At 67.5% G+C, this 13,785-nt stretch carries 15 protein-coding genes; 7 read left to right on the forward strand and 8 right to left on the reverse strand.

Annotated elements, in window-relative coordinates; all coding sequences use genetic code 11:
• Positions 1-104 precede the first annotated feature (104 nt).
• Complete coding sequence (locus OXS49_RS17325) at positions 105-713, reverse strand: NnrU family protein (RefSeq protein ID WP_244006095.1); 609 nt, start codon at positions 711-713, stop codon at positions 105-107.
• A 392-nt stretch (positions 714-1,105) separates the two neighbouring features.
• Between OXS49_RS17325 and OXS49_RS17330 the strand changes: the two genes are divergently transcribed.
• Entirely contained in the window at positions 1,106-2,260 is a 1,155-nt protein-coding gene (locus tag OXS49_RS17330; protein WP_244006137.1) for a hypothetical protein, read from the forward strand.
• Between the two features lie 59 nt (positions 2,261-2,319).
• On the opposite strand, the gene OXS49_RS17335 is transcribed toward OXS49_RS17330, so the two are convergent.
• Entirely contained in the window at positions 2,320-2,481 is a 162-nt protein-coding gene (locus OXS49_RS17335) for a hypothetical protein (protein ID WP_244006096.1), read from the reverse strand.
• Positions 2,482-2,605: 124 nt separating this feature from the next.
• Here OXS49_RS17335 and OXS49_RS17340 point away from each other — a divergent pair, with 124 nt between their 5' ends.
• A complete protein-coding gene (locus OXS49_RS17340) occupies positions 2,606-2,932 on the forward strand; it encodes a hypothetical protein (protein ID WP_267425851.1) in 327 nt (108 codons plus the stop codon).
• On the forward strand, positions 2,932-3,192 hold the full coding sequence (locus OXS49_RS17345; protein WP_244006100.1) for a hypothetical protein: 261 nt from the start codon (positions 2,932-2,934) through the stop codon (positions 3,190-3,192). Before OXS49_RS17340 ends, OXS49_RS17345 begins: the two co-directional genes overlap by 1 nt.
• A 27-nt stretch (positions 3,193-3,219) precedes the next feature.
• Here the strand turns inward: OXS49_RS17345 and OXS49_RS17350 are convergent, their stop codons facing one another.
• Positions 3,220-3,891, reverse strand: coding sequence for an SOS response-associated peptidase (locus OXS49_RS17350; RefSeq protein WP_267425853.1), 672 nt, complete (start codon positions 3,889-3,891; stop codon positions 3,220-3,222).
• Positions 3,892-4,023: 132 nt separating this feature from the next.
• Between OXS49_RS17350 and OXS49_RS17355 the strand changes: the two genes are divergently transcribed.
• Positions 4,024-4,284 (forward strand): hypothetical protein, encoded by a 261-nt coding sequence (locus tag OXS49_RS17355; RefSeq protein WP_244006105.1) that lies wholly within the window; start codon positions 4,024-4,026, stop codon positions 4,282-4,284.
• Here OXS49_RS17355 and OXS49_RS17360 read toward each other — a convergent pair.
• Together OXS49_RS17360 and OXS49_RS17365 are read right to left on the reverse strand one after the other, a co-directional pair.
• Positions 4,281-5,090 (reverse strand): methyl-accepting chemotaxis protein, encoded by an 810-nt coding sequence (locus OXS49_RS17360; RefSeq protein WP_276081909.1) that lies wholly within the window; start codon positions 5,088-5,090, stop codon positions 4,281-4,283. The genes OXS49_RS17355 and OXS49_RS17360 overlap by 4 nt on opposite strands.
• A 516-nt stretch (positions 5,091-5,606) precedes the next feature.
• A complete protein-coding gene (locus tag OXS49_RS17365; RefSeq protein ID WP_244006106.1) occupies positions 5,607-6,779 on the reverse strand; it encodes a zinc-dependent alcohol dehydrogenase in 1,173 nt (390 codons plus the stop codon).
• A 254-nt stretch (positions 6,780-7,033) separates the two neighbouring features.
• On the opposite strand from OXS49_RS17365, the gene OXS49_RS17370 reads away from it, so the two are divergent.
• The gene (locus tag OXS49_RS17370) at positions 7,034-8,146 is read left to right on the forward strand and encodes an alkene reductase (RefSeq protein WP_267425854.1); all 1,113 of its coding nucleotides are present in this window, start codon (positions 7,034-7,036) and stop codon (positions 8,144-8,146) included.
• A 74-nt stretch (positions 8,147-8,220) separates the two neighbouring features.
• On the opposite strand, the gene OXS49_RS17375 is transcribed toward OXS49_RS17370, so the two are convergent.
• From OXS49_RS17375 to OXS49_RS17385, 3 genes are all read right to left on the reverse strand, one after another.
• Entirely contained in the window at positions 8,221-8,517 is a 297-nt protein-coding gene (locus tag OXS49_RS17375) for a hypothetical protein (RefSeq protein ID WP_244006108.1), read from the reverse strand.
• On the reverse strand, positions 8,514-8,825 hold the full coding sequence (locus OXS49_RS17380; protein ID WP_244006109.1) for an EthD family reductase: 312 nt from the start codon (positions 8,823-8,825) through the stop codon (positions 8,514-8,516). Before OXS49_RS17380 ends, OXS49_RS17375 begins: the two co-directional genes overlap by 4 nt.
• A 319-nt stretch (positions 8,826-9,144) precedes the next feature.
• The gene (locus OXS49_RS17385; RefSeq protein WP_244006110.1) at positions 9,145-10,272 is read right to left on the reverse strand and encodes a hypothetical protein; all 1,128 of its coding nucleotides are present in this window, start codon (positions 10,270-10,272) and stop codon (positions 9,145-9,147) included.
• Positions 10,273-10,810: 538 nt separating this feature from the next.
• Here OXS49_RS17385 and OXS49_RS17390 point away from each other — a divergent pair.
• Both OXS49_RS17390 and OXS49_RS17395 read left to right on the forward strand, forming a co-directional pair.
• Complete coding sequence (locus OXS49_RS17390; RefSeq protein WP_267425855.1) at positions 10,811-12,199, forward strand: deoxyribodipyrimidine photo-lyase; 1,389 nt, start codon at positions 10,811-10,813, stop codon at positions 12,197-12,199.
• 139 nt (positions 12,200-12,338) lie between these two features.
• Positions 12,339-13,718, forward strand: coding sequence for a chloride channel protein (locus OXS49_RS17395; RefSeq protein ID WP_244006139.1), 1,380 nt, complete (start codon positions 12,339-12,341; stop codon positions 13,716-13,718).
• The last annotated feature ends 67 nt before the right edge of the window (positions 13,719-13,785 follow it).

Consider the following 13,785-nt stretch of genomic DNA (forward strand, 5'->3'; position numbering starts at 1 on the left):
AGACCTTTCGCGGGTCCAGGGCGGAGCCCTGGGCAACTGAGCTTCAGGGCTCTGCCCTGAAAACCTGCCCGAGGGCGAGCCCCTGGGAATCCCAAGATCCTCGATCAGGCCTGACCCGGCCAGACCGGCACGCCGATCACCGGGTAGTGCAGGTAGCGCGCGAAGACGAACCACGCCGCCGTGCCGATCACCACCGCCAGGATATCGTTGCGCCAGCCATGGGGCGCCACCGCGGGGCCGGCATGCTGAGCCACGACCGCGCCGGGGGCCAGCGCCCGGCGCTTGGCGCTGATCCGCGCCGTCACCGCCCAGGCCAGGAAACCGCCGAACAGCAACATCGAGCCGAGATCGCCGTTGGCCAGCAGATGCGCCGTCGCCCAAATCTTCACGGCGAGCAGCATCGGGTGCTTGGCCTTGGCGCGGATATGGCCCGGCAGATAGGCGGCGGCGAGGCTGATGAAGGCCAGCAAGACCAGCGTCAGCGCGAGGTGGCGCGTCCAGACCGGCGGATCCCAGACCGGGATGTAGCCGGCGAGTCGGTAGTCGTGGAAGCCGACACCGATCAGCACCAGCCCCAGCAGCGACAGGGCGGTGTAGCCGAGCTTGTACCGGCCCTCGCCGATCTGGCCGACGATCGCAGCGCGGCGGGTGCGCGCCATCGAGAAGGCATGCGTGCCGAGGAACAGCACGAGCCCGAGGATCAGGAGAACCATGGGAGACTCTTGGACGGGCCAGTCGAGTGCAAGCACTCTGTAAGGGTTCTCAAGCGAATCTCAGCCTGTTTGTCCAGGCGCGGCCGGGACGCAGCCGGATCGTTGCCATGGGCTTGCTGCCGGATCGTGTCGTCGGAGGATGGCGCGGGACTCTCCCGCCTTCCTTTGAGGACTTCAGGATCTCCGTATCGTGGGCGGCGATACGGTTGCAGAACAGAGTGCGGGTCCCCTCTCCCGTGCGGGAGAGGGACAGGGTGAGGGATAAGGACGCTCCGGATGCGGCGCGCCATTCACGCGCGTCGACGGCGTGCTCGATCCTGAGACTTCTCATCCCTCACCCCAGCCCTCTCCCGCACGGGAGAGGGGGCGCGTCGCGTCTCACGTCCGCGGCGATCACGCTGCTCTGCGCCGTCTTACCCCTCCCAGCCCTCGCCGCAGCCGATCCCCCGCTCTCGGCGCTGACCCTGGTCGGCCCGCCGTCGATCGTCTTCAAGGCGGGCCGCGATGCCTGCGATGGCACCGATGTCCCGGATGCCCCGGCCCGCGCCTTCCGCGATGCCATGGGCGCTGTGGCGCTCTTCGGATTGCATTACCGCAACCGGGCGCTACGCGGCCCAGACCTCGGCCACCTCAAGCTCGACTGCACGGTGGTGCTGGATTCGGGCGAGAAATCCGATCCGGCAGCCTACGACGACCGTTCGTGGATCACCGCCACCTGGACCGAGGACGGCACCCGCGTGGCCGCGCTGCTGCACCACGAGTATCAGGCCAACGAACATCCCGGCCGCTGTCCGGCGGGGGAATACATGGCCTGCTGGTACAACACGATCACGGCCGCCGCCTCTGTAGACGGGGGACGCAGCTTCACGCGGAAGAGCCCGCCCGTTGTGGTGGCCGGCGCCCCGTTCCGGCAGGAGATCGATCAGGGCCGTCACCGCGGCTTCTTCAACCCGTCGAACATCGTCGCCGACGGACGCTGGCGCTATTTCATGGCCTCGACCACCGGCTGGACCCGTCCCGGCAGCGACCAGGAGGCGGGACTCTGCCTGTTCCGCAGCGACGATCCCGCCGACCCGACCCGCTGGCGGGCCTGGACCGGCACTGGCTTCACCGCCGCCTTCCCGGATCCCTACGGAAGCCCCGCTCCGAAGCCCGCCACCTGCCGGCCGGTCGGTCCGTTCCCGGGGCCCGTCGGGGCCGTGGTCCGGCACCGCGGCTCGGGCGCCTGGATCGCGGTGTTCATGGCCAAGGCGGGGGAGGGGTTCGCGCGTTCCGGCTTCTACTGGACCAGCTCCCGCGACCTGATCGCCTGGGACCAGCCCCGCCTGCTCGTCGAGGGCGCGACCCTCTACGACGATCCCTGCACGGCGACCGCACCGCTGATCGCCTACCCGTCGCTTCTCGATCCGGACGCCAAGGGCCGCAACTTCGACGATGTCGGCGACACGGCGCTCCTGACCTATGCCAGCCTGCGGACGAAGGGCTGCAGCATCACCTCCGACCGGGACCTGCTGCGCCGCCCGGTGGCGATCCGGGTCTGGCCCTGACAGACAGCGACCGTCTCGGAAGCCCAGGCCGCGATCGCCGAGGGCTACCGGACGCGGCTCTACTGACCGATCCGCTGGCAGAGCACGGCGCCCAACGTCACGCTCAGCGTCAGGGCGGTGGCCGAGAGCATGACCGTGGTGGCGCGGGCATAGGCGCGGCCCGCGTGGATCAGCAGGCAACCGCAGGCGAAAATCGCCAAGGGCTGGAGCAGGTGCGACACGGGCGGCCTCCTCTCGAGCCGGGCGGGTGCGCGGTCGAAGAGGCTCCAGCCTCGGCCGGACGGCGTGAAAACCAGGTTAACGTCGGCTATACGAACTCTCCAACCAGCCGTGAAAGGGGCTCGCATGAGCGCATCGAGGATGCCCCGGGAGACGCGTGAACGGACGCGGGTGCGCGGGGTCGCGCCGCCCGCCCGGGATGCGGCTCTGCTCGGGTCCGGCGCCGTCGGGGCCGGGGCGGTCGGGGCCGGGGCGGTCGGCGCCTCGGCGCTGGGCGCGCTGGCGCTCGGAGCCGCTGCCTTCGGGGCGGTGGCGATCGGGGCCTTCGCGATCGGCCGCCTCTCGGTCGGCCGCGCCCGCGTGGGGGCGCTTGCGGTCGGATCGCTGGAGATCGACACTTTGACGGTCCGGTCGCTGCGCCTGCCCGACCGGGATCGTGGGGGAGAGCCCTGATGATTGATGCGAAGCCTCCTTTCCGCCCCTCGGACGCCGTGGATGTCCTCGGCGAGACGGAGGGCGATTTCGTCCTGCCGCTCTGCCTGCCGCAGCCCAACCTGCTGATCGGCGAGGAGCTCGCCATGGTCGTGCTCGATACGATCCACGGCCAGCGGATCGGCCTGCCCCTCAGTCCGCAGGGCGCGGCGGATCTGCACGCGGTTCTGGGCGAAGCCATCCGCCTGCTTCAGGCGCGGGACGGCGGCCCGGTTCAGTAGCCACGATCGGGCCGGGCTTTCCGCGGTTCAGGTCCCGTCCGCATCGGGTTCGGGCCCGTCCGCGCGCGGTCCGCGCGCCACCTCCCGCAGTGCCGAATCGGGCAGCGGGCGCTGGAGGCGCAGCGCCTCCGCGGTCGGTGCTTCGAGCCAGGTCGCCCATTCCTCGGGACTGGTCAGAAGGACCGGCATCGCCTTCGGGTGGACCGGTCCGACGATTCCATTGGCCTCGGTGGTCAGGAAGGCGAACAGCGTGTGCTCGGCCTCCGCGCGGTCCGGGTTTTCGCGCTTCGTCCCCCGGATGCCGGTCCAGGGGCGCCAGATCCCCGCGAAGGCGAAGAGCGGCCTGTCCTCCGCCAGGGCGAACCAGACCGGTGTCTTGCGCGGCTTGGTGTCGGCGTATTCGCTGAAGGCGGTGGCCGGCACGAGGCAGCGATGGGCCGGCCCGAGCCAGGGTCGCCAGTGCGGGCTCGCGACGTTGCGCACGTTGGTGATCGGCTGCTCGCCGAACGCCTTCGGGCCCGGCATGCCCCAGCGCAGTAGCGCGAGCTCCCGGCTGTCCGCGCCGTTGCGCATCACCGGGGCCATCTGGTCGGGGAAGATCGCCGGCAGGAGCGGCAGGTTGCCGGTGCGGTCGTCCGCGATCCCGAAGGCGCGGCGCAGGTCCGCCTGGCCGGTGCGCAGGCTGTAGAGGTTGCACATCGCCCGTCCCGCCCATCCCCGGTCCTGCCTTCGGGACCCCGCGCCTTCTCGGCGCGGGGCGCGGGACCGTCAACACCGGCGGTTGTGCGGCCGGATCAAGCGAGACTCTGGGCGGCGGTCCGCAACGTCTGTGTGGCTCGGTCCGCCTCGCTGGCCGATTGGGCGATCCTGCCGAGGCCCTGGGTGATCGCGCCGACGCCCTGCGAGGCCGTCTGCAAGTTCGCCGACATCTCACGCGTCACCGCGGATTGCTCCTCGACGGTTGTGGAGATCGCGCCTGCAACCTCGTTCAGCCGCACGATCGTCGCCTGGATCGCCCCGACCGCCTCCCGGGTGGCCTCCTGCGTTCCGGAAATCTGCGATCCGATCTGCTCGGTCGCCCGGGACGTCTAATTGCCCAGCTCCTTGACCTCGGCAGCGACCGCCGCGAAACCGCGCCCCGCCGCGCCGGCGCGCGCCGCTTCGATCGTGGCATTGAGGGCCAAGACATTGGTCGGCGCCGCGATGCTCTGGATCAGCGCCATGACCTCGCCAATCGGCGCGGCCGCCTCGCTGAGGCCGGCGATGCCCGTCAGCGTGGACTTCGCCTGTTCGACGGCCTGCCCGGAAATTTCCGAGGCCTGCAACACCTGGCCGCTGATCTCGGCGGCCGACGCGGCAAGCTGCTCGGCGCCCGAGGTCACCGCCTGGATCTCGCCGGAGACCCGCGTCGAGGATTCCGCTGCCTGCCCAGCTCGGTGCGAGACGTTCGGCGCGGCGTCCGCGATGGCGTTCAGGTCGCCGACGATCGCGCCTTGTATCTTCGCCCGGCGCGCGCGGTCTCGCACCAGCGCGGTGATGTCGGTCGCGAATTTGACGATCTTGAGCAGCCACGCTTCGCGGTCGAAGGCCGGGTTGTACGAGGCCCGGATATGGACGATGTGGCCGTCCTTGCCGATGCGTTTGAATTCGCCGGCCTGGAACGCACCGCTCCGCAGTGCCGCCCAGAATTCCCGATAGGCCGTGCTGGCGCGACGGGCCGGATCGACGAGGGAGGCATGCGGCTTGCCGCGGATTTCGTCGCGCTGATATCCGAGCGCGCCGAAGAAATTCTTGTTGGCCGTCAGGATCTTGCCGTCGAGATCGAACTCGATGACGGCTTGGGAGCGATCCAAAGCCGCAAGTTTGGATGTGAGGCTTCGATCGAACACAAAGGCCATTTGAATTGATCCCCCCTTCGATGGTGCCGACTCTTTCGACAAGAGCGTCGGATCGGCTCAGGCCGAAAGACCATACTTTCGAGGCAGGGAATGCAGCCTCACACTCTGTTGAGTAATCCGGTAAGGCTTAAGAATTAAGACCGAAGATATTTTTACTGAGCTACGTCTCGAATATATAAATTTTATATTTTAAAAGACCAATCCTCGATAAGACTTGAACGGTTATAAGTCTTCAGGAGCGTGTTTGCTCTTCCTGAGTCGCTGCTTAGTCTAAACGAGTACACGTTATGAGCGGATGATCAGCAGGTATGCGGGGGGGGCGCCTCTGATCCCCGCTCTTCTGTCGATTCTAGTTCGATCACGAGCTGCGTCGAAGGGCGGCCGCATGAGTATTTTGCCCGTGAAGCTGCCAATCCGGAGGCTACGGAATTCCGTCGGGGATGGCGAGGTCCGAGCAGTTCATCGCCGCTCGGACCATGCCGTGATTCGTGATCGACCAAGGCCGATCCCATCCTCTCAGAGGTGGAACACCACCTTCACACAGCCATCCTTCTTGTCGCGGAAGGTCTTGTAGAGGTCCGGACCCTCTTCAAGGTCGTGCGACCGGTGCGTGATCAGGCCGGTCATGTCGATCTTGCCCTCTTGGATCAGCTTGGTCAGCGTCTCGAGGTAGCGCTTCACGTGAGTCTGGCCGCTCTTCAGGGTCAGGCCCTTCTGGACGATCGAGCCCATGTTGATCGGCAACGGACCGCCATAGACACCCGGCACCGAGACGATTCCGCAGGGCCGCACCGCCTTGATCGCTTCAGCCAGCGCATAGGGCCGCTCGGTCGCGGTGAGCTTCTCCTGCACGGCCGAGAGCACGCCGGTGATGCCGCCGTGGCCGGCGCTCGCCTCCATACCAACACAGTCGATCACCGCGTCCGCACCCTGGCCCTTGGTGATCTCCTTGATCCGCTCGAAGACGTCCTCGTTCATGAAGTCGATGATGTCGGTGGCCCCCGCCTTCCTGGCCAGCGCGATGCGCTCGGGCACGGTCTCGATCACGATGATGCGCTCGGCGCCCATGATCTTGGCCGATTGGATCGTGAAGATGCCGACCGGGCCGGCGCCCCAGATCGCGATGGTCTCGCCGCCCTGGATCTCGCAATGCTCGGCGGCCTGCCAACCGGTTGGCAGGATGTCGGTGAGGAACAGGACCTGCTCGTCATCCATGCCCTCCGGGACCTTCATCGGGGCCACGTCGGCCATCGGCACGCGGACGTACTCGGCTTGGCCGCCCGCGTAGCCGCCAGTGAGGTGCGAATAGCCGAACAGGCCGGCCGTGGTGTAGCCAAACTGTGCCGCCGCCATCTCGGCGTTGCGGTTTGAGCGCTCACACACCGAGTAGTTGCCGAGTTTGCACTGCCGGCAGGCACCGCAATTGATGTTGAAGGGTACGATGATCCGATCGCCCTTCTTGAACTTGGTGAAGCCCTGACCGACCTCAACAACTTCGCCCATGAACTCGTGGCCGAGCACGTCGCCGCTTTCCATGGTGGGCATCAGCCCGTCCATCAGGTGAAGATCCGAGCCGCAGATCGCGCAGCTCGTCACCTTGATGATCACGTCGCGCGAATCCTCGATCTTCGGGTCAGGGACCGTGTCGCAACGGATGTCGTTTCGGCCGTGCCAGCACAGTGCCTTCATGACGCGGGTCTCCAGATGTCGGTGGGGTGAGGCCAAGTGCGGCCGTCTCCCCGGGTAAGCCCTGCGCGGTACGGCCAAGTTCCTGGCCGCTGACGTCGCGTCGAAGGAACCGGCGCTTGGATCTGCGTGGAACCTCGACCCTGCCGTCGCGGGTTGTTGGCTTGGCGGAGCGCTTCGATTGCGCTTCGGACCGTGACACGCGCACCCGACGCCCGGCGCATGCCGCCCATCGTTCAGAGCTTTTGCGAGCCCCCATGCCGAACAGCCCGATCCTGCAGCCGGTCACGATTGGTGGCCTGAGCCTCAAGAACCGCGTCGTGATGGCACCGCTTACCCGCAGCCGCTCGGACAACGACGGGGTGCCGCCGGAATTCGCCGCCGATTATTACGGCCAGCGGGCGAGCGCCGGCCTGATCGTCGCGGAGGCGACCAACGTCTCGCCCCAGGCCGTGGGCTACGCCTACACCCCCGGGATCTGGTCCGACGCGCAGGTGGAGAGCTGGTCGCGGATCGTCCGGACCGTCCACGCGAATGACGGTCTGATCTTTCTTCAACTCTGGCACACGGGCCGGATCTCGCATCCCGACCTGCAGCCGGGCGGGGACCTTCCGGTCTCGGCCTCGGCGATCAAGCCAGAGGGCACCGCTTTCACGCGCGAGGGGATGAAGCCCCACGTGACGCCCCGTGCCCTGGAGACCGACGAGATCCCCGGCATCGTGGCGGATTACCGCCGAGCTGCGGAGAACGCCAAGCGGGCGGGGTTCGACGGCGTCGAGGTCCACTCGGCCAACAACTACCTGCTCGAACAATTCGTGCGTGATTCGACCAACCGGCGGACCGACCGCTACGGCGGCTCGATCGAGAACCGTCTGCGCTTTCCCCTGGAGGTGGTTCAGGCCGTGACCGAGGTCTGGGGCGGCGGTGACCGCGTCGGCATCCGGATCTCACCGGCCACGACGCAGCCGGGCGAGACCCCGCTGGATTCCGATCCGAACGTTACCTACGGACGCTATCTCGATGCGCTCAACCGGTTCGGGCTTCTCTACGTCCACGCGATCGAAGGCGTGACGCAGCAGACCCGTGACGCGCCGGAGGGCGTCGATCTCCGGGCGCTACGCCGCCGCTTCGAGGGCGCCTACATCGGCAATAACGGGCTGACCCTCGATCTCGCCGAGCGGGAGCTGGCCGAAGGTCGGGCCGACCTGTTCAGCTTCGGCCGGCCCTACCTCGCCAATCCCGATTTGGTGGAGCGGTTCGCCACCGGCGCACCCGTGGCCGAGGCGCCGAAGGCCTATTGGTACGGGGGAGGTGCGAACGGCTATTCCGACTGGCCCGGCATGAATGGGCCGGTTCCCGTTCGTCGGTGAGCCGGCGTGCGACGCCCACCTGGGTAAACTGGTTTACGAATGTTTCACGTGAAACATCGCCGTTAACCGAGCCTTTATTCGTCCTCCAGCGGATCGCCAGTCCAGTGTGTCGCGAAAGCGGCGAGTTCCCGTGCCTCCGCAAAGGCCATGACGATGACGTCCCGTTCGGCCGGGCTTGCGCCCGGGTAGGGCGCGAGCTGGATCTTCACATGCGCGAGACGGCCACCGGGGGCGTTGGCCGCGAGCCAGGACTGGGCCTCAGCCGACAGCTTTTCCGGGCCGTCGAGCGCCCGCGAGTCGCCCCGCAGGACGATGACGTAGGTGCCGAGGCTGGGATCAGCCCCCTGCACCGCCTTGACGATATCGATCACGGGCTCTCCGCAAAGTCGTTGATCTGAACCTGGGCCTGCGCCTGGGTGAAGTTCGGGATATCGGCGAAGATCTCGGTGCCATGGGCGGCAACGGCTTTCCGGAACGCGTCGACCGATTCGAAGGTCAGCAGGGCCATGACCTGGATCGGCGCAGTGCCGCCATCCGGTGTCGCAACGCCCTTGACCACCTTGGCGTCGTGCAGGCCTAGCGCCGACCAGCGCTCCCGGACCAGCGGCATGTGATGGCCGAGGTAATAGCCCATATCGAAGCTCGGGCCGGACGGGTACATCACGCTCACGAGAATCATATTGGTCCTTCTCCCTGTGTCGCGGTCCGGCTGTCCGGCCTGATGGTAAACCCGATGCGCTTTGCGGAGTCCCAAGGGACGCTTCGAGGCAACTGGAGATCATAGGGGCAGCATCGGGCGAGCCGAAAGCCAGTGCTCGAACGAGACAAGGTTGGCCGGTTCGTACGCGGAAAGCTAGGGCGTTGGCCCTTGGAGGCGAGATTCGTTCGCGAGAACCCCCGGTCCGATCGGCCGATGCATCCTTCGACGCTATATGGCTTGCCCAGTAGGGCAAGCTTGGGAACGGGCCGGCGCGTGTCCATTCGTGTTCAGCGGCGGGTCACGGTACGCGTTTGGGCAAGCCGACATCCCCCACCGGGACGAATTTCTGCGCCCGCTTGCCGGTATCGACCTCTGTCGTGAAGACGTTCCCCTGCGAATCGATTGCTAGATTGTGGATCCAGTGAAACTGGCCTGCCATGCGGCCGTTCCGGCCGAAGGCGCCAACCACCGCGCCTGTGGCGCGCTCCAGGGTACGGACCTCGTTGTTGGCCCCGTCGGCATTGAGGAGATAGGTCTGGTTCGCGTCCGGCCAGAGCGCCAGTTCCCAGACCGAGCCGTTGGCCCGGGTGCTCTTTTCCACGAAGAACTCCGTGACGAAGCTCCCGTCCTTCTTGAACACTTGGACCCGGTCGTTGGTCCGGTCGCAGATGTAGACCAGCCCGTCCTTGGCGATGCGCACGCAGTGGACCGGGTTGGCGAATTGCCGGGCCGGGGCGGCCGCCGGGTCATAGGGGCCGAGCTTGTCGTCGGTGGGCGGCTTGCCGTAGGCGCCCCACATCCGTTTGAACGCCCCCGTATCCCGGTCGAACACGATAATGCGGTGGTTGTAGTAGCCGTCCGCCACGTAGACCTCGTTGGCCGCCATGTCGAAATCGACGTTGGCGGGCTTGCCGAGGCGGCTGGTGTCGCGGCTGTCTGTCTGCGGGCCGGACTTGCCGATCTGCAGCACGAACTTGCCCTCGGGGGTAAACTTCAGGAGCTGCCCGTCCAGATCGCCATTGCCGGCGATCCAGACGAAACCCTGGCCGTCGATTTGGATGCCGTGCTCGTTGGCCGGCCAGTCATAGCCGGTCCCGGGACCGCCCCAGCTCCGCAGCAGGTTGCCGGCCTGATCGAATTCCAGCACCGGCGGGGCCGGCTTGCAGCATTTGGTCCGGGGCGGATCGAGGCTTGCGGCCTTCTCGTCGTCGGTGAGGGTACGCGGTCGCTGGATCACCCAGACATGGTCCTGTGCGTCGATGGCGACGCCCGCGGCCTGACCCAGAATCCAGGCGTTCGGCAGCGGCTTCGGCCAAGCGGGATCGACTTGAAACCGCGGCGGGTCCGTGGCCGCCGCCGGACCCGCGAGGGCGAGCAGGCAGGCGAGCGCCGGCAGCGCGGCAACGATCCTCGCAGAGATCCGCATGGCGTGTCCTCCCGCGCCTGTCCCGGCGCTCGGCGCCAGCATGACGTCAGGACCCGGCCGGATCCAGTCGGACAGACACGGTTCGGTGACAGGCCCCCATGGACCACCGCACAGAAAAAAGGCCACTCCCGAAGGAGCGGCCCGAAGTCTAGGGAGGAAACGCCCAAGAAGGGCTGCGGGACCGCGACGCCATCGCCGTCCCGCGCTGCACAATCTGCGCCTGCGGCAAAAAATTGCAAGACCATCAGGACAGCACTGCTGTCCTTTTGTGCGGCGGCACACGTGTCCACGGAACCCTGTGTTGAAAATGCCGCAGGCTCGTTCCGGAGGGTAGATCTCGGAGATCCCGGATAAAACCGGTGTCGCCTGCCGCGTAAGTCGCTGGCCCGATGCAGAATTGGCACGTTCATCCCGGCTGCTTCCCCGGGACTCGATGATCGCCGGGCGTGTCCACGCCCGAGAGAGACGACGACGCATTCCGCTCTAGCTTTCATGTCCAGTGTTGGGCGCATGGCGCGAAGTGGGGATCAGGGTGAGCATGGCGATCCAGGGTGAGCGGATCCGGGTTCTCAACGATGTCGAGCCGCGCGAAGACGGAGCTTACGTGCTCTATCTCCTGCAGCAGGCCAATCGGGCCTCGTTCAATCCGGCGCTTGAACTCGCTATTGAGGAAGCGAACCGCCTGGACCTCCCGGTGGTCGCCTGCTTCGGTCTGCTCGATGGCGCCAGCGGCTTTCCCGAGGCCAACGCCCGGCATTACGCCTTCCTGCTTCAGGGTCTCGCGGATGCGAAGGCCGGTCTGGAGAAGCGCGGGATCGGCTTCGTCATGCGCAAGGCCTCGCCCGCCAAGGTCGCCATCGACCTCGCGAAGGATGCGGCACTCGTCGTCCTCGACCGGGGCTATCTCGCCATCCAGAAGGGCTGGTACGCGGAGATCACCAAGGCGGCGAAGGTCCGGATCGTCCAGGTCGAGGGCGACGTGGTGGTGCCAGTCGAGACCGCCTCGAAGAAGCACGAATACGCCGCCCGGACCCTGCGGCCGAAGCTGAACCGGCTCTGGGATCCGTTCATCGAAGAGCTGAAGCCGCGCAAGCCCAAGCATGCGGCCGAGACGCTCAAGCTGAAGAGCGCCATCGACGTCTCGGACCCCGAGTCGGTACTCGCCGGCATGACGCTCGATCGCGAGGTCGGGCCGGTGAAGCGCTTCATCGGCGGCGAGACGCAGGCCCGCAAGCGCTTGAAGGCGTTCGTGGCGGACAGCTTCGCGGGCTACGGCGCGGGCCGCAACATGCCGGAGGCGGCCGCCGCCTCGCACATGAGCCCCTACCTGCATTTCGGTCAGATCTCGCCCGTCGAGATCGCCCTGGCGGTGCGCGAAGCCAAGATCGGCGACGACGACGATCGGGGCGCCTATCTGGAGGAACTGATCGTCCGGCGCGAACTCGCGATGAACCACGTCTTCTACACGGAGGGCTACGATTCGTACGAGAAGGCCGTGCCGGATTGGGCGCGCAAGACGCTTGCCGAGCACGCGAAGGATGAACGCCCACACGCCTATTCGGAGGCCGAACTGGCGGCTGGCGAGACCCACGACCTCTACTGGAACGCCGCGATGCGGGAGATGCGCGAGACCGGCTACATGCACAACCAGCTGCGGATGTACTGGGGTAAGAAGATCCTCGATTGGTCCCCCACGCCCGAGGAGGGGTTCGCCCGCACGCTCCGGCTCAACAACCGCTACTTCCTCGATGGGCGCGACGCGAACTCCTTCACCAATGTCGCCTGGGTCTACGGCCTGCACGACCGGCCCTGGGCGAGGCGCAAGGTTTTCGGGACCGTCCGCTACCAGAGCGAGAACTCACTGAAGAAGTTCGACGCGAAGGGGTACGTGAAGGCGGTGGAGAACCTCTGCGCCGCGGAGGGTTGAAGGAGGCCGGTCCGGGATCAGGGCCCCCCAATCGTGCCCGGGCGGTATGCCGGGGCCGGCGTGCCATGACTGACCTGGGCCACGCCACAGCAAGTGCGGTATAGCGTCCGCTCCGGCGGCGCGGGTGCAGTACTCGATCATGGTGGACACACGGGACGACGTGCGGGAAACGACTGGAGCCCTCCGCCCGCGGCGCTCCCGCTACCGCCGCTCGATCATGCGCCTGCGCTCGGCCTCGCTGGAGGCCTACCCGCTCTGGCGCGGCCGGATGCTGTTCCTGGCCGGGGGCATCTGCGTCGGCCTCGCTGCCGTGCTGATGGCCAAGGGGGCGGACCTCGCGCAGGACGGCTTCCGGCGGGCGATCGCAATCTCGCCATTGATCGCCCTGGTGCTGACGCCGGCCGGCTTCGCGCTCGCGGCGCTGCTCGCCCGCACGGTGTTCCCGAATTCGCAGGGCTCGGGAATCCCGCAGGTGATCGCGGCCCGGCACGCCCGGGACGCGCGCTTCCGGTTCTCGCTGATCTCCCCCCGGGTTGCCCTCGGCAAGGTGCTGGTGCTGTTCCTGGGGCTGTTCTGCGGTGCCTCGGCGGGCCGCGAGGGACCGACCGTGCAGGTCGGCGCCGCCATCATGGCCGCCTTCGGTCGGCTCACGCCGGACCGCCTGCCGGGCCTGCTGCTCGCCGGCGGCGCGGCCGGCGTCGCGGCGGCCTTCAACACGCCGCTCGCCGGCATCGTGTTCGGCATCGAGGAGCTTGGCCGGGCCTACGAGGCGCGCTCCTCCGGCCTGATCGTGGCCGGCATCGTGGCGGCGGGCCTGACCTCCCTGTGGCTTCTGGGCAATTACACCTATTTTGGCACCACTCAGGCCGAGCTGCCGTTGGCGGCGAGTTGGGTCGTGCTGCTGATCGCGACCGTCGGCGGGCTCGCGGGCGGCCTGTTCAGCCGGATCGTGATCCTGTTCGCCCGCGGCCTGCCCGGACGGGCCGGCCGCCTGATCCGGGGCCGCCCGGTGGTGTTCGCGGCCATCTGCGGCCTATGCGTCGCCCTGTGCGGCCTCGCCTCCGGAGGCACCGCCTACGGCACCGGCTACGAAGAGGCCCGGAACATCCTCCACGGCGATGCCGCGGCCGGGTGGGCCTACGCGCCGCTGAAATTCGCCGCCACCGTGCTGAGCTCGATCAGCGGCATCCCGGGCGGCCTGTTCGCGCCCTCGCTCGCGGTCGGGGCTGGCCTCGGTGGCACGGTCCACGGCCTCCTGCCCGACATGCCGGTGGGCGCCCTCGTGCTGATCGGCATGGTGGCCTATCTGACGGGCGTGCTCCAGGCGCCGATCACCAGCTTCGTCATCGTCACCGAGATGACCCAGAACCACGCCATGATGATCCCGCTGATGGTGGCCGCGCTGGTCTCCGACGTCGCCTCGAAGGCGGTCTGCCGGGGCGGGCTCTACCACACGCTCGCAGAGATCATGCTGGAGCGGGCCGACGTGCCGGCGCAGCCGGTGAGCAAGACCGGCTGACCGGCCTTAAGAAAATAAGCGGCCTGGGAGCGAACCGCGGAACGGTCTCGCTTGGCATCGGTTGAGG

It is taken from the genome of Methylobacterium sp. GC_Met_2 (assembly GCF_026540795.1).
In the GTDB taxonomy this organism is placed as follows: domain Bacteria; phylum Pseudomonadota; class Alphaproteobacteria; order Rhizobiales; family Beijerinckiaceae; genus Methylobacterium.